Origin of the sequence: Natrinema versiforme JCM 10478 (assembly GCF_000337195.1) — an archaeon.
Taxonomy (GTDB): Archaea; Halobacteriota; Halobacteria; order Halobacteriales; family Natrialbaceae; genus Natrinema; species Natrinema versiforme.
In genome coordinates this window covers 1-17383 of sequence record NZ_AOID01000028.1, presented here as the reverse complement: position 1 = coordinate 17383, position 17383 = coordinate 1, and the positions used below count along the sequence as shown (strand labels likewise).

The following is a 17383-nucleotide window of genomic DNA, read 5'->3' as shown; positions in this document are numbered from 1 at the left end:
GTCGATAAAAAAGTCGATTGATAGCCGTCGACAGTCGGGGTGACCGCTATTCCGTGAACGTGATCCAGCCCTCGGGGGCCTGCGCTTTCACGTCGTTCATCGCCTCGCGGGCATCGGTGCGGTTCTCGTAGGTCTGGGTACTCTCGGCCATCGTCGTCCCGTACTCGTCGATCAGCTGCCAGACCCAGCCGTCCTCGGCGGTGTGGAGTTCGAACGAGACGCTGTCGATCTCGAGAATGCTCGCTGACTCGATCAATCCGCGAACGTCCTCGAGGGCCGCGCGCGCGTCGTCGGCCGTCTCGTGGGTCTCGGAGCCGGTCGCGACGGTCCGGCCGTCCTCGTCGATGAGCCGCCACTGCCAGCGGTCGTCCTCGTCGGCGACGAGTTCGAAGGAGGCGACATCGAAGTCGACGCGGCCGGCCATCGGCGCGAGCTGGCGGACCTCCTCGATCGTGTCGAGCAGATCGGCCTTGCTCGCGGCGGTGCCGACCCCGTTGGCGATCACTTCGCGGTCGCGGTCGACGAGTTCCCACGACCAGTCGTCCGAGCCGTCGAGTCGGATCGCGGCCTCGTCGATCGCGAAGATCGGCCCGTCGGTCGCGTTCGCCTGCAGTTCGTCGACGGCGGCCGTCGCGGTCCCGCGGTCGGCATAGGAGAGACTCGAGTCGGCGATCTCCTCGCGGTCGCGGTCGAGCAGGCGGAAGCGCCACTCGTCGGTGCCGTAGAGCTGGACGGACACGTCACCGATCGTGTAGCGGCCGGCGGATGCGGCGGCGTTGCGCACGTCGTCGAGGCCGTCGACCAGTTCGTCGCGGGTCGGGGACGCCTCGCCGTCGACGGCGACGGTCTCGCCGGACGGCATGACGAAGCGCCAGTGCCAGTCCTCGGTCGCGTAGGTCTGGAAGATGGCCCGGTCCATCGTCCGAACGTCGGAGTCGAGGTACTCGAGCAGGCGGTTCATCGCCTGGCGGGCGGCCCCGCGGGTGGGGTGGGTCGCCGGGTCCTCGGCGACGAGTTTGCCGGCCTCGTCGATGAGCCGCCAGCCCCACTCGTCGTCCTCGTTGACGAACAGTTCGAACGCCGCGGTCTCGATCTCGAGCAGTTCGGCGTTGGGGGCCTGCTCTTTGAGCGTCATCATCGCTTCGGCGGCCTCGCCGCGGGAGGTGTGTTCCTCGCCGCTGTCGGCCAGCACGTTGCCGTCCTCGTCGATAAGCCGCCAGCGCCACTCGCCGGAATCGGCCTCGTAGACCTGGAAGGCGGCGTTCTCGAACTCGATAAGCTCGGCCTCGCTGGCCTGCTCGCGGACGCGTTCGATCGCCGTCGTCGCCGCCTCGGCGTCGGCGTGTGGCTCGGTACTCGCGGCGACGACCTCGCGGTCGTCGGTGACGAGCCGCCAGTGCCACGGGCTGGTGTCGTCCGCCGCCGGCGCGTCGTCCGTGACCGTTCCGCCGTCGGCGGCCGGTTCGGGCTCCTCGAACGGCGTCGGGAGGTCGTCGGCCTCACCGTCCGGCGTATCGGGTTCGGAATCGATCGTCGCGTCCGCCGGGTAGACCTCGTACTCGGCGTCCTCGATCTCGACGACATCCGACTCGAGTGCGTGATCGCCGAACTGCTCGGTCCACCGCTCGGATGCGTCGCGGTCGGCGGTCCCTTCGGGACCGCACGCGACGACGTGCTCGTTCGCGTCGACGAGCCGGTAGCGCCACTCCTCACCGGACTCGTAGAGTTCGTACGTCGGCTCGCCGGAAACGGTGACCGACGCCGACTCGAGGGCCGGGAGCAACGCCTCGGCGGCCTTCTCGGCGTCGCGCCGGGAGTCGAACTCGGCGGCGCTGCTCGCGACGACCTCGTCGGCGGCGTCGACGAAGCGCCACGTCCAGCCGTCGGCCCGCTCGCAGAGTTCCACGCCGATGTGCTCCACGTCGAGCGCTCGCGCGCGGTCGAACCGCTCGGCAAACGAGCGGGCGGCTTCCTCGGCTCGTTCCTGTGTCGAATGCCCGTCCTCGCTCGAGGCAAGCGGCGTCCGGTCGTCGTCGACCAGTTGCCAGTGCCACTGGTCGCGCTTCTCGGCGTAGGTGAACGCGGCCCCCTCGATCTCGATCACGTCGGCATCTGGACCGCGGTCTTTCAGGAAGCTGACCGACTCCTCGGCTCCGTCACGGCGGTCGAACTTGCCGGCACAGGTGCCGACGATGCTGCCGTCGTCGCGGGCGAGCGTCCACTGCCACGTGCCGTCCCGGCCCTCGTAGAGCCGGAACGCCGAGGTCGTCAGCTCCATCAGTCCTGCGGAGCTGATCTGGGACTGGACCCGCTCGATTCCTTCCGTCGCGTCGGGCCGCGTCACGGCGCTTTCCGTGCTCTGGGCCAGCGCCTCGAGGTGGAGGACGTGCCACTTCCAGTCGCCGTTGTCGTCGCGGAAGACGGCGAACTGGGCCCCTTCCATCGAATCGCCAGTGAGAATCGGCGGATCGTCCGTCGTCCCTTCCTCCTCGACGAACATCCCTTTCTGTCCCGTGAGCACGGGAACGAGGGCGGTCACGCCCGCGATGATTCCGATACCGAACGTGTAAACCGAGATAACCTCGATGCTGTAGTCGACCCCGAGATTTCGCCAATTGTTCGGATACGCCCACCCGAAGAAACCGACGCCCCCCAACGCGATAAGTAGTCCAACGGCGCTGGCCTGAATTCCTCGCCGCCGCACCGGCAGCATAAGGACGATGCCGAATAGACAGAACGCGAGCCCTGTTGCGGCCGTCACCCCCGAGATCCGGATCAGCGCGTAATTATACCCCTCGCCCGCATACCCGACAACGAACGTCGCCACGCCGGCGGCCCCGATAACGTACCCGACGATGAACAGCCAATAGCCGTAGACGTCCTTGCTCGAGTCGGGTTCGCCGACGTAGTGTTCATACAGTTGAAACAGGTTTTGGTGAATGTCAGTCAGTGATGCCATTGCCAAACTTGACCGGATAACTTGAACGAATCATAATAAAGTTCTGGCTACCTATACGGAATCAGTCATGTGGGTTCGGAAGGATCTATTCAGCACTGATCCGGTCTTCACAGTGCATCGATATAATCAGGAGATCCCTCTCTATAGGCCTACAAAGCACCGATAAGGACTATTTTCACACATGATGGTATTGAATCAGTGACTCGACGATGGATCGAACCGGCTTCCGTCCGCGAACCCGACCGATAAATCAAGTCCGGTCGCCGGCTGTCCGGCGATTCGGCGGCAGATATCTATAATAGCTGATGGATCCTGGTGATACTTAACTACCGCAACACCGCGCCGGCCGGATGCGTCGCACAGACCGACGGCTCGTAGCCGGCGTCCGAGAGCCCCGTTCCGAGCGCGAAGACGGTTTCGCCGAGCATGGCCATCGACGCCTGCCCGTCGACGGCCGAGACCTCAGTGATCGCCTCCGTGACCCGCTCCGTGAGTAGGCCGGCGTCGCGCGCGAACAGCCTCGAGGCGTACAGCAAGGAGAGCAGCGTCGGTTCCTCGACGACCCGGGAGAGCGCCTCCTTGCCGGCGGCCGTGAGCTGCTCGGTATCGCCCGAGAGCACGTCGGCCGTCGAGAGTTCGCCGAACGAGACGTATTCGACGCGCGCCCGCGCCGGGACCGCGTCGAGCTTGTTGTCCTGTGGCCCGCCCGGCTCGAGGCGGATCGGGATTCCGCCGTGTGCCTGTGCGACCACGTCGCCGAGCCCCGTTCCGGCCTGTACCTCGGCACCGTGAGCGATCGTCACGAGTTCGTTCTCCGAGAGCTTGCGCTCGAACACGCGGTTCGTCGCGAGCGCCGTGCCCAATGCCATCGCTCCCGAGACGCCAAAGCCGGCTCCGAGCGGGAGTTCGGACGTCGCTTCGACGCGGGCGGTCGCATCGAGCGTCTCGAGGACGGTCGTTACCGGTTCGACCTCGATTTCGGTTCCGTCGAGGACGATTGCCGATTTCTCCGCCGGTTCGATCGTTACTTCGACACCGTCTGTAAGCGTCAGTCCCGCCCCCCGTGAGCCGGCTTTCGTCGGATCGTCGTCCGGGTGAGCGCTGAAAAATCCCGTCACGTGTCCGGGGACGAACGCCGTCGCCTCCTCGAGCATTACGCCCCCGCTTTCGGCCCGAACGATATAACGTTGAAGATTGCGTCTTCGTCAGTGGCTCAGTCGATGCCGGTCCTGCGAGACTCCCTTCGCTTGCTCCCAAAGACTTCGCCCTACGGGCTCAGTCTCTGGCAATCTCGCGGGAACACCGTTGGACGAGCAGCGCGAGTCCAACGAGCCCCCGCTCGACAGTTGCGTCGTCGCCTACGGTGACAGGCGCTGCCGGTCTGGCGAGACTCCCTTCGGTCGTCTCGCTGGCTCCCAACGTCTTCGTCCTACGGACTCAGACGTTGGCGATCCCGCGGGAAGAGCACGGCTTCACGGATGTTGTCCAGTCCGAGGATAGTCATGAGCAGACGCTCGCCGCCGAGGCCGAAGCCGGCGTGGGGCGGCATGCCGTACTTGAACATCTTGGTGTAGTACTCGAACTGGTCGGGATCGAGGCCCTGCTGTTCGAAGCCTTCGATGAGCTTCTCGTGGCGGTGCTCGCGCTGGCCGCCCGAAACCAGTTCCATGCGCGGGTGCATCAGGTCAAAGCCGGTCGACAGTTCCGAATCGTCGTCGTGGTCCTTGATGTAGAACGGCTTGATCTCGCTGGGCCAGTCCGTGATGAAGTAGTGACCGCCGACGTCCTGTCCGAGGGCTTCCTCGGCCGGCGTCGAGAGGTCGTCGCCCCAGACAAGTTGCTCATCGAGTTCGCCCGTCGCGTTGATGCGCTCGAGGGCCTCCTCGTAGCTGATGCGCGGGAAGTCGCCCTCGGGAACCTCGAAGTCCTCGGCGAGGTCGAGTTCCTCGAGTTGGTCGCCGAAGTTCTCTTGGACCGCCTCGTAGGCGGCTTTGACGATGCCCTCGGCGACGTCCATGGCGTCGGTGTGATCACAGAACGCGCCCTCGAAGTCGATCGAGGTGGCCTCGTTGAGATGCCGGGGCGTGTTGTGCTCCTCGGCGCGGAAGATGGGGCCGATCTCGAAGACGCGCTCGACGTTCGAGCCGGCGACGAGCTGCTTGAACAGCTGCGGGGACTGGTTCATGAAGGCCTCCTCGCCGAAGTAGGTGATCGGGAAGAGTTCGGTGCCGCCCTCGGTCCCGGTGGCGACGATCTTCGGCGTGTTGATCTCCGTACAGCGGAACTCGCGGAACTGGTCGCGGACCGCACGCAGCACGTCAGAGCGGATCTCGAAGACCGTCTGGACCTCCTCCTTGCGGAGGTCGAGAGTGCGGTTGTCGAGTCGCGTCGAGAGGTCGGCGTCGACTTTGCCGGAGGGGTCGAGCGGCAGTTCCGGGTCCGCGGGCGCGACGACCTCGACGGACTCGGGCGTGACCTCGACGCCCGTCGGCGCGCGAGGCTCTTCCTCGACTGCACCGGAGACCTTGACGACGCTCTCGCGGGAGACGCCGAGACCGGTCTCGACTAACTCCTCGTCCATCTCGTCTTTCTCGAACTTGATCTGGATCTTGCCCGTGGTGTCCCGGAGAATCAGGAAGGCGATGCCACCGAGATCGCGGATCTCGTGGACCCAACCGGCGACCGTCGCGTCGTCGCCGGGCTCGGCGTCGGCAGTGTAGGTTCTGTCCTGCATACCACCCGATTCACGCAGGCGGAACTTAAGCGCAGTCGTTCGGAGTCGCGATCGAACCCGATCACGCGCCCTCGACCCCTTCCCGCTCCCCGCTCGAGCACGTCCAACACCCGACGACCAAGCGACTGCACGTCGCCGTCCGCGGCTTTTTGGGTCCCGCCGCGGTGCCGATAGATATGGACGATCTCGAGCGACTCGCGGACGAGATACGGGACGCGGAGACGGTCGTCGCCTTCACCGGCGCGGGGATCTCCGCGCCCTCGGGCGTGCCGACGTTCCGCGGCGACGACGGCGTCTGGGAGCGATTCGACGAGGGACAGTTCGCCTACGGCCGATTGCAGCGCGATCCGGCGGGGTTCTGGGCGGATCGCGTCGACCTCCAGCGGGAGCTGTTCGACGGCGAGTTCGAACCCAACGCGGCCCACGAAGCACTGGCCGCGATGGGCCGGGACGGCGACCTCGAGGCGATCCTCACCCAGAACACGGACGGGTTACACGGCGAGGCGGCCGAGGCAGTCCGCGATGGGGAGACCGACGATGGGCACGCCGGCGAACCGACGGTTCTCGAACTCCACGGGAATTCCCAGCGAGTCCGCTGTACCGACTGCGGGAAGCGCCGGAACGGCGAGCCGATATTCGAGCGCGCGGCCGAGGGAGAACTGCCGCCGACCTGTGACTGTGGCGGCGTCTTCAAACCCGACGTCGTCCTCTTCGGCGAGCAGCTTCCGGGTGCGGTCATCCAGCGTGCCCGATCGCTCGCCCGCGAGAGCGACGTCTTCCTCGCGATCGGCTCCTCGCTCGTCGTCGAACCGGCCGCCTCGCTGCCCCGACTCGCCGCGTCGACCGGCGCGACGGTGGGGATCGTCAACCTCGGGTCGACGCCGCGTGACGACATCGCCGCTGTCGTCTCTCGAGCGGACGTGACGGACGCGCTGCCGCGGCTGCGAGCGCTCGTCGCCGAGTAGCGGTCGTCGCCGCGCCGCTCGAGTGTGTGTGTGTGTGTGCGTGCTCTCGGAACGCGGCCGAATCGAATTGGAAGAAAAACGGAACGGTACGTTCGACCGCGTCAGGCCTCGTTGGCTGCCGCGACGGTCTCGCGGACGGCCTCGATCCCCTCGTCGTGTGCGAGGTCGCCGACGACGATGACGTCTGCGTACTGGGCCATCGAGTACGCGGAGTCGTAATCGTGGATGCCGCCGCCGTAGAACAGCGTAGACTCGTCGGTGGCCTCGGCGGCGGCCTCGACGACCGCCTCGTCGCCGAGGGTGCCGGAGTACTCGACGTAGACGATCTCCTGACCGAACATGTGCTCGGCGACGGTCGCGTACGCGCCGACGTCGTCCGCGCCGAGGTCGCAGTTCGCCTCGGTCAGTTCCGCCACGTCGGCGTCGGGGTTCATGACGATGTAAGCTTCCGTCGTCGTCCGATCCCAGTCGAGTTCGCCCTCGAGTCGGACCCACTCCTTGTGGGCCTCGGTGATCCAGAACGGCGAGCCGGCGTTGAAGACGGTCGGGATGAGGTAGCCGTCGAGCGCGTCGTCCTCGAGGACGACCTCGGGGTTCGACGGCTCCTGATAGAGCGCCACGTCGTGTTCGGCGCAAGCCTCGATGACGGCGCTCATGTTCTCCTCGGTGATGCCCATGGTGCCGCCGACCTCGATCGCGTCGGTGCCGGTCGCACAGAGATCGCCGTAGGTCACGCCCTCGGGTAACTCCTTGTCCGGATCGATCTTGAGAATATGATTCCACTCGTCCCAGGGGGTAGTCATACCGCCCCGTTTCCCGACAACCAGCAAAAACGCTACGGAATGCCCCCGTCTCGAGGCTTGCTCGCCCGAAGTGCCGCCGGGTTCGGACTCGAGTGCCAGCGCGGCGGTCTGACCGCTGCCGAACTCGGTTGCGGCCGACCGGTTCGGGCGGTCGACGCGCGACCGGAACGCCTGCGGCAACCCGCGCGCCGCTACAGTTGTTCGGCGCTGACGGCCCGGAGCGCGGTGTCGTTCTCGACCTCCCAGATCCGCAGTACGAGGTGGGCCTTACAGTAGTATTCGGCGGTCTCGAGGCCGGTCCGTCCGTTCTCGAGGACGAGTTGGCACGAGGCCCCGTTCGAACACTCTGGTGAATGTTCACACATTGGTACTCGTTCGATCTACTCGTCTCGCAGTCAAGACCTTGTCGGTGAACGCGTTCGACCCTCGCTGGGCGGCCTGGGCCCCTGCTATCGGTTCGAACGGCTGTCTTCGGGTGTATTACCCGGTGTTTCCCCTCAGACGCCCTGACTCATCAGGTGGCTACGCAACACGTCGGCCTCCTTGTTGCCGGAGCCCGTGTTGACGATGACGACCGTCTCGTCGCCGTCGAACGCGCCGCGCTCGGCGAGTTCCCACGCGCCGCTTGCCGCCGCGGCCGCGCTCGGGATGAGTTCGAGGCCCGTCGACTTAGCGACCTGCACAGCGGACTCGAGGATGTCCGGATCGTCGGTCGCGACCGCGCCACCGTCGGTCTCGCGGATCGCGTCGAGGACCCGCGGGCTCGCGGCGGGGTCCGGGATCTCGAGTTCGCCACAGATCGTGTCGGGATGGTCGACCGGTTCGTGGTCCTCGCGGTCGTCCTCGAACGCCTCGACGATGGGCGCACACCCCGACGCCTGCGCGGCGTAGAGGGCCGGCAACTCGTCGATCAGGTCGATTTCCCGCAGTTCCCGTGCGCCCTTGGCGAGCCCCACGAGCCCGGTTCCGACTCCCGTCGGATAGGCGATCACGTCGGGAACCTCCCACTCGAGTTGCTCGGCGATTTCGTAGGCCATCGTCTTCGCGCCCTCGTGGCGGTAGGGCGTGTCGACGGCCCGGAGCGAGTACCAGTCGTCGTGTTCGTCGAGCCCTTCCTCGAACGCGCCGGCCGCGTCGCCGTAGCGGCCCCCGACGACGTTCATGTCGCCGCCGTGGACGTTGACCATGGCCTTGTTCGTAAAGCCGGAGCGGGAGGGGAGATACACGTGGGAGTCGAGTCCCGCGCGGGCCGCGTAGGCCGCGACGGCCTGTCCGCTGTTGCCAGGCGAGGGAAGCGCGACGTCGGTCGCGCCGTCCCGGGCGGCCGCGGTGACGGCCACCGACGCGCCGCGGTCCGTGCTCGAGCCCGTGGGGTTCCGCCCCTCGTCTTTGATGGCGACGCGCTCGACGCCGAGTTCGTCGGCCAGTTCCGGGCAGTCGACCAGCGGGGTCGCGCCCTCGTTCGTCGTCACCGCCGACTCGCGATCGAAGGGCAGCAGTTCGGCGTAGCGCCACTGCGAGTCGAACGGCCGGGCGGCGAAGGCCTCGCGATCGAGGTCGATCGCGTCGTAGTCGTAGGTCGGATCGAGCGACCCGCCACAGTCCAGACACCGCTGGGACGCGACGGCGTCGACGACCGCCCCGCAGTCGACACACTCGAGGCCGGCGAAGGCGTCTGTCGTTGCCATACGCGATCCTTCGCGGCGTCGAACTAAGGGCTGTCCATCGGCGGCTCGTACCCGTGGGCTCGCGCCGCTCTACTCGGGACTCGAGGCGGCCCGATCGGAGGGTTCGGGTGGCGAAAAGTCGGCACTAGACGAAAACTCGAGAAACCGGCAGAATCGAACAGAAGACCGAAGGGTTCAGTTGTCGCCGGTTTTCGACTGCCACTCGTAGCCGCGGCGTTTGGCGGACTTGCCGAAGCCACACGACGAGCACTCTTTCTTTTTCGTGTGATAGGATTTCTCTCCGCAGCGACGACACTTCGTGTGCGTCGTCTTGTTCTTCTTTCCTTGGCTCGGGGTTCCTGCACCAGTCATGGAGTGATCGAAACGACGTTATCGCCGCGTATAATGGTTGTGTCTTCGACCGGCGTCTCCTCTTCGACGCCGCCCTCGACGGGAATCGTCACGTCCTCGAGCACCAGATTCATGTGTTGATCGTAGCCGGCGAGTTCGCCGATGTACTCGTCGCCACTCTTGAGTCGCACCGAAACGCGTTCGCCGAGCGACGCCTCGAGGACGTCCAGCGGTCGTCCACTCATACGCAACACCGCAGGTGATGGACACTTAATCGTACCGGTCCGGGCCCGTTTCAATCAGGCGAGTGACGGTATCCCGGCTGGAGGCCAATTCTGACACGGACCGACACCGCCGTCCCGTGATTTCGGGCCTCGTAACGGCGAGCGCTTGAGACGGCTGTCGGCGTAACGTGTCGCTACACACCTCAGTACCGTAGACCTAACCCAACGGCTAAGTGTGCACTCGTTGAGCGTCCGCCCATGGGAGACAAGAAATTCACCCTCGTAGAGTTGCACATCGACGGCGAGACGCAGTTCGGATTGGGCTCGATCGGCAAGGCGCTGCCGATCGGGAGCACGGAGACAGGCACGGATTCGGACCGCGAGACGGAGACGGCGACGGAACCCGACGCGGACGCAGCCGACGACGACGAGTCCGGCGGCACGGGTAAAAGCGCCGTCGGCGCGCTGGTCGCCCTGATCGTCCTCGTCGGCATCGCGGTCGCCGCCAAGCGGTTCCGCGGCGACGACGAAGAGCCCGAACTCGAGCCCGAAGACGAACCGGACGTCATCGTCAACTGACGCAGACGAATCGCCCGACGGACCGCACAGCGGACTGACCGAGCCGAACGCTTTTGCGCATCCTTCCCGTACCGATAGACGTGAATCTCTATCGCAGCGCCCGGGCGGTTGCCGGGGCGTCCGGTGACGACGCGATCGACTGGCGGTCGGCCGCCGACGCCGCCAAGGCGGCGACCGACCCCGGCTCGCTCGATCTCGAGCCCGGGGAGCGCGAGGCCTACGCCAGCGACGTTCGGGACGCGCGGGCCGCCGTGCGGGCCGTTTCGGGAGCCGAGTTCGACGTCCCGGAGACCGTCGAGATCCAGAACCGCCACCACTGGATCGACGCCAACGTCGCCACCTTCGAGCGGGTCATGGGAACCCTCGAGACCCACACCGGCACGTTCCCCGGCGTCGCCCGGACGATCAACACGGGGACGATGACCGTCCTGCTCTCCTTCCTCGGGCGGAACGTCCTCGGACAGTACGACCCGCTCTTGCTCGCCGACGCGCCCGCGAACGACCACGCGCTGTACTTCGTCCGCCCGAACATCCTCAACGCCGCGGCGAAACTCGACGTCGACGCCGACCGGTTCCGCCGCTGGATCGCCTTCCACGAGGTGACCCACGCCGCCGAGTTCGGGGCCGCGCCGTGGCTCTCGGACCACCTCGAGTCCCGCATGGAAGACGGGATCGCGACGCTCTCGGAGGGGTCGTTCGACCGCGAGGCGTTCCGCGATCTCGACGCCGCGATGACCGTCGTCGAGGGCTACGCCGAACTCCTGATGGACCACGCCTTCGACGAGGAGTACGAGGACCTGCGCCGCAAACTCGACGAGCGCCGGCAGGGCCGGGGCCCGCTCCAGAAGCTCTTCCGACGACTGCTCGGCCTCGGGCTCAAAGAGCGCCAGTACGAGCGCGGCAAGAACTTCTTCGAACACGTCGTCGCCGTCCGCGACCTCGAGACGGCGAGTCTCGTCTGGGACCAACCCGAGAACCTCCCCAGCCACGACGAACTCGACGCGCCGGGGACGTGGATCCAGCGCGTCGACCGCTAGTTCGGTCTGTTCTCGAGGCGTTTCGGCTCAATTCGACCTGTTGGCAGAATAAATATATCGACAGCGAAGGCGAGCGTCCTGCTATCGTGGCAACAGGGAATCGCCACACCCTCCCCACCCGATTCGTTCGTTCCTTTCAGTCACTCACTCATCCACCGGAAGACGCACCGCGTCTTCCGAGCCATTCGCTCGTACTACTCACGAAGACCTCGCGCAGGTGTGTCCCACGACTCGCTATTCGCTCGTCGTGGGCCAGCGCGCGCCACGGCAGCGGGCGCACAGTAAATTCAGTCAGTGGTGATCCAGATCAGGTACCAGAGCAACGCCCCACCGGCGACGCTCCCGCCGACGATCGCCGCGCCGATCACCGCGAGCGGGGCGTTGTTCTGGACCGCGATCAGACCGCCCGATAGCCCGACCAAGAGCACGAAGACGGCTTTGAGCTGTCCGGAACCGGCGGGCCGATCACTCGAGCGCGAGGAGCCCCGGCCCGGGCCGCGACCGCGGCTCATAGCTCGTGGGGAGCGCTGACGTGCATCGTCGCGAACCGCCAGTTGCTCGCGTCGTCCAAGTGTTCGACCAGCGTGGCGCTCCAGCGGCTGTCGAACCGATACCGCTCGCCGCTCTCGGTGTCCGTCCACGCCATGGCGACCTCGTCGGCGACCGTCGCGAATCCATCTCGTTCCTCGACGACGAGATTGCGGCTCTCGATCGTCCAGTCGTCGGTCGTTGCGGTCTGTTCCTTGAGGGCTGTGGCGACCTCTCGCCCCCCGAACAGGGACTCGCTGATGCCGAACTTGACGGTCGACTCGGCTGCGAGGAAGTACGGTGCGAGGGGGTCATCGCTCCGGAGCGCATCGTAGTAGTTGCGGACGACGGTCTCGGCGTGGTCGCTCATATGGAGTCTATCGGAGCCCGGTTGCAAAGGCCCACCGGACGCAGTCGCAGGTGCATTCGATCGCTCGATTGAGGTATCCGTCTATTCGTCGATTGAGGAGAACTCTATGCAAGTATTCGCGAACGTAGTGAGCGATTCCCCGCGGCGGCTGTCTTTTTCATCGAAGTCCACGAGAGCTCCGCTCTCGCGGGCCCATCAGAAATCTTCGATTTCTGAGGACGTTTTTGCGTGAGTGGTTGCGAACGGAGTGAGCGACCCGAGCGGAAAAAGTTCGGTTCACATGAAGCCGCGGTCGACCTCGTCGGTCTCGATCAGGTCATCGAGTTCCGCGTTCAGCAACTCGTCGGCCTCGTCGAAGCGCTCGGCGAGGTCCTCGAGTTCGTCGGGTCGATCGTACTGATCGTACTCCATCGGCCCGAAGGCGGGGCTCTCCATGGCCTCCATCACGTCGTCGAAGAGGTCTTGGGGCCGAGTCGGCGCGTCCGCGTGCGTCTCGAGGACGGTCTCGAGGCGCTTGCCGACCGTCTCGGCCTGCGCTTCGTCTTCCGGTGGTGACTGGACCGCGAAGCGCCCGCCCGAGTCCCGCTCGGGCATGAACGAGCCGATCTCGTCGTCGAGGCTGCGGGCGACTCGCGTGCCGACGCCGCGGACCTCGAAGGGGTTCTTCGCGTACGTTTTCAGGAAGAAGACGCCGGCCCGGGGATGCGCGAGGTACATGTCTTCGCCGACGCCGCCGGCACGGTCACCGGCGACGGCGCGCCAGTCCTCCGGATCGACGTTCCGCTCCGTGACGTCTTCGAGTATGTCCTGCCACTCGCGAATCCGCATGGGCGGCGGTTAGACCGCGGACAGGATGAACGTATCGGTTGGACCGAAAGACGCCGTAAGTGGACTTTCACGGCTCGAAATACGGGATTAGAACCAAAAAGAATACCGTGGCTCCCTCGTCAGGGAACGTAACCAGCGCTTTCCCATGTCCGTCCGCCAACCACTCTCGCTCGTCGAACTGTTTCGCGCGACGCCGGCCAAAAGCTCGCTGCTGACGCTCGCACCGCTTGCGTTGGCGCTCGGCCAGGTATGCAATAGTTACGTCAACGGCGTCTCGCCGGCCGTCTCGATCGCCTTCGCCTGTATCATGGTCGGGTTCGCCGTCGTCGCGATGGGCCACCACGCCGCTGAACACCGCGTCCGCCGACTCGAGACCGAGTACGGGACCGAACAGGCCTAAGCGCCCGGCCCAGGTTCGGTCGCGACAGTCCGCGCGTCGCGGGCCTCGTAGGCGTTGTACCCCGCGAGTCCGGCGATCAAGAGCCCGGTCGCGAGGGTGCTCCAGAAGAGGCCGCCGGTCATCTCGAGCAGCGCGGCCGAGACGATCAGCCAGATGCCGAGGACGGCGATCAGCGACGCGATGCCGGTACTGAGCGGGACGTCGTTTGCCACCCGGTAGTAGTTGTAGCCGGCGGCGGCGAGGACGACGACCCCGACCAGCACGTTGTTCCACAGCGGTGCCGCGGCGGTCTCGAAGACCAGTACCGAGAGCGCGACCCACGCGCCAAGGACGGCGACGAGCAGGCTGACGACGGAGGTCTTGCGCCGCCGCTCCTCGCTTGCGACCTGCGTCGACTCGTCGCGCGGGTCGCGCCCCCCGGCGCGTTCCCCGTCCCCGACGCCGGTTCCCGAGTCGATGTCGGCGGCCGCCTCCTCCGGCCGATTGACCGGGCCGTCGTCTCCGCTGCCGGCGTCGGTTCGGTCCCCCGACTCGTCTCTCGTCCGGCGATCGTCGCCGTTGGGGTCACTCATGGCATCGAGCGTAGGATTTGGGATCTCAAAAGCGGCGCGCCTGTTCCAGTCACGGCGGCGACGCGAGGGATACTGAAAGCGGTAGTAATCGCGTTTTACCAGTCTCGAGCATCGAAACGAATCGACCCGAACCGAGCGAGTGAACGAACCCAGATAGCGCGCGAGCCGATGCAGTACTGCGACCGATAGCGTTTTTGATCGCTCGCTCGTGACGGTAGCTGTGCACGTACGCGGAACCGTCGCGGACGAGGTCGAGGTGCGGTCGGTGTCGACGAGCTACGGCGAGAGCGACCTCGCGGAGGTCCCGCTCCGGATCGCGACCGACGGCGACGAGCCTGCCGGCGACGCCACGCCAACGCGCAGCGACGGCGGGACGGCAGCCGTTGCAGAGAGCCGCGAGACGACGACGGTGACGCTCTGGAACAAGTGGACCGAGTCGGCCGAGTTGCTCGAGCAGGGCATGGAACTGCTCGTGACGAACGCGAAAGAGGAGGAGTATCAGGGCGAGACGCAGTACGCGACGACCGGCGAGTCCTACGTCGTCGTCGAGCCCTCGTTCCTCGTCAGCGTCACCTCGATCCGCAACTGGGTGGAGTGCCCCCGCCTCTACTACCTGAACAAGCTCTCCGGGGTCCCGCTGAACTACCCCGTCGTGAAAGGGACCCTCGTCCACGAAGTCTTCGGCGACCTGCTCCGGGGTCGCGACCTCGAGGAGTCGATCGACGCCCGCGTGGAGGAACGGGGACTCCAACTCGGCCTGCTCGGCGAGACGCCGGACGCCGTCAAAGAAGAGATCCGGGAGAACGCGAAAGCAATCGAGGGCTGGCTCGAGCAGGGCCGACTCACCGAAGAGGACAGTTGGCGCTCCGAGCAGTTGCTCATCAGCGAGACCTTCGGGATTCGGGGCCGCGCTGACGCGGTCCGCCGAGGAGCCCCGGTCGAACTCAAGACCGGCAAGAACCTCAAGAAAGAGCCGCGGTTCAAGGACAAGGTCCAGGCCGCCTGCTACGCGCTCTTGCTCGAGGAACACGGCGGCGACGTCGACATCGGCACCTTACTCTACACGAAGAACTCGGCGCTGGATCGCAACGAGGAGACCGGCGACCTGACCCCCGCGAAGGAGTTCTCGATGGGTGACGGCCTCCTGAAGTACGTCGTCCGGCTGCGAAACGAGATCGCGGCCAAAGAGATGTCCGGCGACATCCCGACGGGGTACGAGGCCGAGGCGAAGTGCGAGTACTGCTTCGAGCAGGACACCTGCATGGTCGTCTCCGGTCGGCTCGATCAGGAGTCCAAGGCCGGCCAGATCGGACAGTCCCTGCCCGACGAGGAACTCGAGTACTTCGATCGCTTCTACCGGGCGATCGAGGAGGAACGCCGCGAGGTCCACCGCGAGTACGCCAAGCTCTGGGAGCAAAGCGCCGAAGAACGGGCCGACGACGATCGCGCGCTGATCGACCTCGAGTTCGTCGAAAAACGGCCGCTCGAGGGCGGGCGGTGGGAACTCAGCGCGCGCAACACGGGCGGCGCGAACTCGAAGCTCCGGGAGGGGGATCTGGTGCTGGCCAGCGACGGCGATCCCGTCCGCGGGAACTCGGAACTGGCTCGAATAGAGCGGTTAGATGACGAAATCGTGATCACGGCGGACGAGCCGGTCGAAGTCACCCGGCTCGACGTCTACCCCTCCGAACTGACGACCGACCGGCTGCTCGTCGCGATGCACGACGCGCTCCTGAAAGGCGACGAACGCCGGAAAGACATCCTGTTCGGGCGGGCCGAGCCCGAATTCGGGGAGATCGAGGAGACGTTCATCGACAACAACGAGCGCCAGAACGAGGCCGTGACGAAGGCCGTCGGGGCGGAGGACTGCGCGCTGATCCACGGCCCGCCGGGCACCGGGAAGACCTACACCATCGCCCGCGCCATCCGCGCGATGGTCGAACGCGGCGAGCGCGTTCTGCTGTCGGCCTTTACGAACCGCGCCGTGGACAACGCCTTGGAGGCTTTACTCGAGCAACTCGACGATGTCATCGACGAAGATCGAGTCGTTCGCGTGGGATCGGAGAGCGGCATCCGCGACGACATGGAGCCCTATCGCCTCGAGCGGGCGGGCGACCCCGAGGACCGGGTCGCGACGTTACAGAACTCACAGGTGGTCGCGGCGACGACGTCGACCTGCGGCTCGCGGATCATGAAAGAACAGCAGTTCGACGCGGCGCTGGTCGACGAGGCCGCCCAGCTCACGGAGCCGGGGACCTGCGCGGCGATCAATCTGGCCGAGCGGTTCGTCCTCGTGGGCGACCACGAGCAACTCCCGCCGGTCGTCCGGGCTGAGAACGATCTCACCGAATCGCTGTTCGAGCGACTCGTCGAGCTCCACCCCGAGGCCGGCGTGATGCTCGACCGGCAGTACCGAATGAACCAGCGCATTCAGGTCTTCGCCTCGACCGAGTTCTACGACGGCCGGCTTCGGCCCGCGACGCCCGACGTTGCGAGCCGAAATCTGGACGACCTCGAGGGCGTCTCCCGCGACGGGCTCCCCGAGACGCTGCGAGATCCGGTCTCGTTCGTCGACGTCGAGGGCGACCGCAGCCGCTATACCGACAGCGAGGAGGCCGCGCGGATCGCGGAGCTGATCAAGACCTACGAGGCCGCCGGCCTCGAGCGGTCCGAGATCGGCGTCATCGCCCCCTTCCGAGCACAGGTCTCGGAGATCTCGAAACACGTTCCCGACGACGTGGCCGTCGACACCGTCGACCGCTTCCAAGGCTCGAGCCAAGAAGTTATCATCGTCTCCTTCACCGCGACCGGCTCGCTCGAGGGGCCGATCTTCGAGGACTATCGGCGGATCAACGTCGCCCTGACCCGGCCCAAGCGCGCGCTGGTGCTCGTCGGCGACTCGTCGGCGCTCGCGTCGGACCCGGTCTACGAGCGGATGCTCGAGTGGGCGCGGCGGTAACGGGCTATTCTGTCGATCGCTGCTGCCGGGCCCCAAATGTTCGACGAGTTATGGAACGACCATGAGATTTAGGTGGTGAACCTATTCCGGCAGCCTGCGTGAGGAACTAAGGGCTGCCCGGTGATTTCAGATGACACGGAAAAACACCACCTCGAGAGACGAGATTCCGACGCTCGAAACCGACGACGGGACGTATACCGGACGGTACGACTGGGACGGTGAAGACACGCCGGCGTCGGCGATCGTCCAGGCGGTCGCGGCCGTCAGGAGCACTGACCCCGCGAGCATGCGACCGCTGTACGCGGTGGTCGATACGGACGCCGTCAATCGACTCTTCGATCGACGGCCGGGAACCAGACCCGACCGGCTTTCGGTGCGCTACGAACGCTGTGAGGTCACGGTGTACG

The 17383-nt window shown here is 66.0% G+C and carries 18 protein-coding genes; 6 read left to right on the top strand and 12 right to left on the bottom strand.

The features are described from left to right. Window positions 1-46: 46 nt before the first annotated feature. From C489_RS09615 to aspS, 3 genes are all read right to left on the bottom strand, one after another. On the bottom strand, window positions 47-2959 hold the full coding sequence (locus C489_RS09615) for a YegP family protein (protein ID WP_006431046.1): 2913 nt from the start codon (window positions 2957-2959) through the stop codon (window positions 47-49). A 326-nt stretch (window positions 2960-3285) separates the two neighbouring features. Then, the gene (locus C489_RS09610; protein ID WP_006431045.1) at window positions 3286-4113 is read right to left on the bottom strand and encodes a pantoate kinase; all 828 of its coding nucleotides are present in this window, start codon (window positions 4111-4113) and stop codon (window positions 3286-3288) included. A 275-nt stretch (window positions 4114-4388) separates the two neighbouring features. Continuing rightward, on the bottom strand, window positions 4389-5693 hold the full coding sequence (aspS, locus tag C489_RS09605) for an aspartate--tRNA(Asn) ligase (RefSeq protein WP_006431044.1): 1305 nt from the start codon (window positions 5691-5693) through the stop codon (window positions 4389-4391). A gap of 176 nt (window positions 5694-5869) precedes the next feature. Here aspS and C489_RS09600 point away from each other — a divergent pair, with 176 nt between their 5' ends. After that, window positions 5870-6658, top strand: a complete 789-nt coding sequence (locus C489_RS09600) for an SIR2 family NAD-dependent protein deacylase (RefSeq protein ID WP_006431043.1) — start codon at window positions 5870-5872, stop codon at window positions 6656-6658. 101 nt (window positions 6659-6759) lie between these two features. Here the strand turns inward: C489_RS09600 and C489_RS09595 are convergent, their stop codons facing one another. The 5 genes from C489_RS09595 to C489_RS09585 form a co-directional block, all read right to left on the bottom strand. Next, window positions 6760-7461 carry a phosphoglycerol geranylgeranyltransferase gene (locus C489_RS09595; protein ID WP_006431042.1) on the bottom strand — a complete coding sequence of 234 codons (702 nt, stop codon included), beginning with the start codon at window positions 7459-7461 and terminating at the stop codon, window positions 6760-6762. A gap of 191 nt (window positions 7462-7652) precedes the next feature. After that, window positions 7653-7826 carry a hypothetical protein gene (locus C489_RS22145; protein ID WP_006431041.1) on the bottom strand — a complete coding sequence of 58 codons (174 nt, stop codon included), beginning with the start codon at window positions 7824-7826 and terminating at the stop codon, window positions 7653-7655. Window positions 7827-7958: 132 nt separating this feature from the next. Continuing rightward, on the bottom strand, window positions 7959-9149 hold the full coding sequence (locus tag C489_RS09590) for a threonine synthase (protein ID WP_006431040.1): 1191 nt from the start codon (window positions 9147-9149) through the stop codon (window positions 7959-7961). A 174-nt stretch (window positions 9150-9323) separates the two neighbouring features. After that, a complete protein-coding gene (locus C489_RS20800; protein WP_006186041.1) occupies window positions 9324-9500 on the bottom strand; it encodes a 50S ribosomal protein L37e in 177 nt (58 codons plus the stop codon). Beyond that, window positions 9497-9724 (bottom strand): LSM domain-containing protein, encoded by a 228-nt coding sequence (locus tag C489_RS09585; protein WP_006431039.1) that lies wholly within the window; start codon window positions 9722-9724, stop codon window positions 9497-9499. Before C489_RS09585 ends, C489_RS20800 begins: the two co-directional genes overlap by 4 nt. Window positions 9725-9961: 237 nt before the next feature. On the opposite strand from C489_RS09585, the gene C489_RS09580 reads away from it, so the two are divergent. After that, window positions 9962-10282 (top strand): hypothetical protein, encoded by a 321-nt coding sequence (locus C489_RS09580; RefSeq protein WP_006431038.1) that lies wholly within the window; start codon window positions 9962-9964, stop codon window positions 10280-10282. An 80-nt stretch (window positions 10283-10362) separates the two neighbouring features. After that, on the top strand, window positions 10363-11319 hold the full coding sequence (locus tag C489_RS09575; RefSeq protein WP_006431037.1) for a zinc-dependent metalloprotease: 957 nt from the start codon (window positions 10363-10365) through the stop codon (window positions 11317-11319). A 287-nt stretch (window positions 11320-11606) separates the two neighbouring features. Here C489_RS09575 and C489_RS09570 read toward each other — a convergent pair whose 3' ends face one another. The 3 genes from C489_RS09570 to C489_RS09560 form a co-directional block, all read right to left on the bottom strand. After that, window positions 11607-11831: a hypothetical protein gene (locus C489_RS09570; RefSeq protein ID WP_006431036.1), complete on the bottom strand. Its 225-nt coding sequence runs from the start codon at window positions 11829-11831 to the stop codon at window positions 11607-11609. Further along, window positions 11828-12217 (bottom strand): nuclear transport factor 2 family protein, encoded by a 390-nt coding sequence (locus tag C489_RS09565; RefSeq protein ID WP_006431035.1) that lies wholly within the window; start codon window positions 12215-12217, stop codon window positions 11828-11830. Before C489_RS09565 ends, C489_RS09570 begins: the two co-directional genes overlap by 4 nt. 276 nt (window positions 12218-12493) lie before the next feature. Continuing rightward, window positions 12494-13045 (bottom strand): hypothetical protein, encoded by a 552-nt coding sequence (locus C489_RS09560; protein ID WP_006431034.1) that lies wholly within the window; start codon window positions 13043-13045, stop codon window positions 12494-12496. 145 nt (window positions 13046-13190) lie between these two features. Between C489_RS09560 and C489_RS09555 the strand changes: the two genes are divergently transcribed. Further along, window positions 13191-13445, top strand: a complete 255-nt coding sequence (locus C489_RS09555) for a hypothetical protein (protein WP_006431033.1) — start codon at window positions 13191-13193, stop codon at window positions 13443-13445. Here the strand turns inward: C489_RS09555 and C489_RS09550 are convergent. Further along, complete coding sequence (locus C489_RS09550) at window positions 13442-14017, bottom strand: SPW repeat domain-containing protein (RefSeq protein ID WP_006431032.1); 576 nt, start codon at window positions 14015-14017, stop codon at window positions 13442-13444. The genes C489_RS09555 and C489_RS09550 overlap by 4 nt on opposite strands. Before the next feature lie 220 nt (window positions 14018-14237). Here C489_RS09550 and C489_RS09545 point away from each other — a divergent pair, with 220 nt between their 5' ends. After that, window positions 14238-16976, top strand: a complete 2739-nt coding sequence (locus C489_RS09545; RefSeq protein ID WP_006431031.1) for an AAA domain-containing protein — start codon at window positions 14238-14240, stop codon at window positions 16974-16976. A gap of 130 nt (window positions 16977-17106) precedes the next feature. After that, a partial coding sequence (locus C489_RS09540; protein WP_006431030.1) for a HalOD1 output domain-containing protein occupies window positions 17107-17383 on the top strand: 277 nt, incomplete at its 3' end.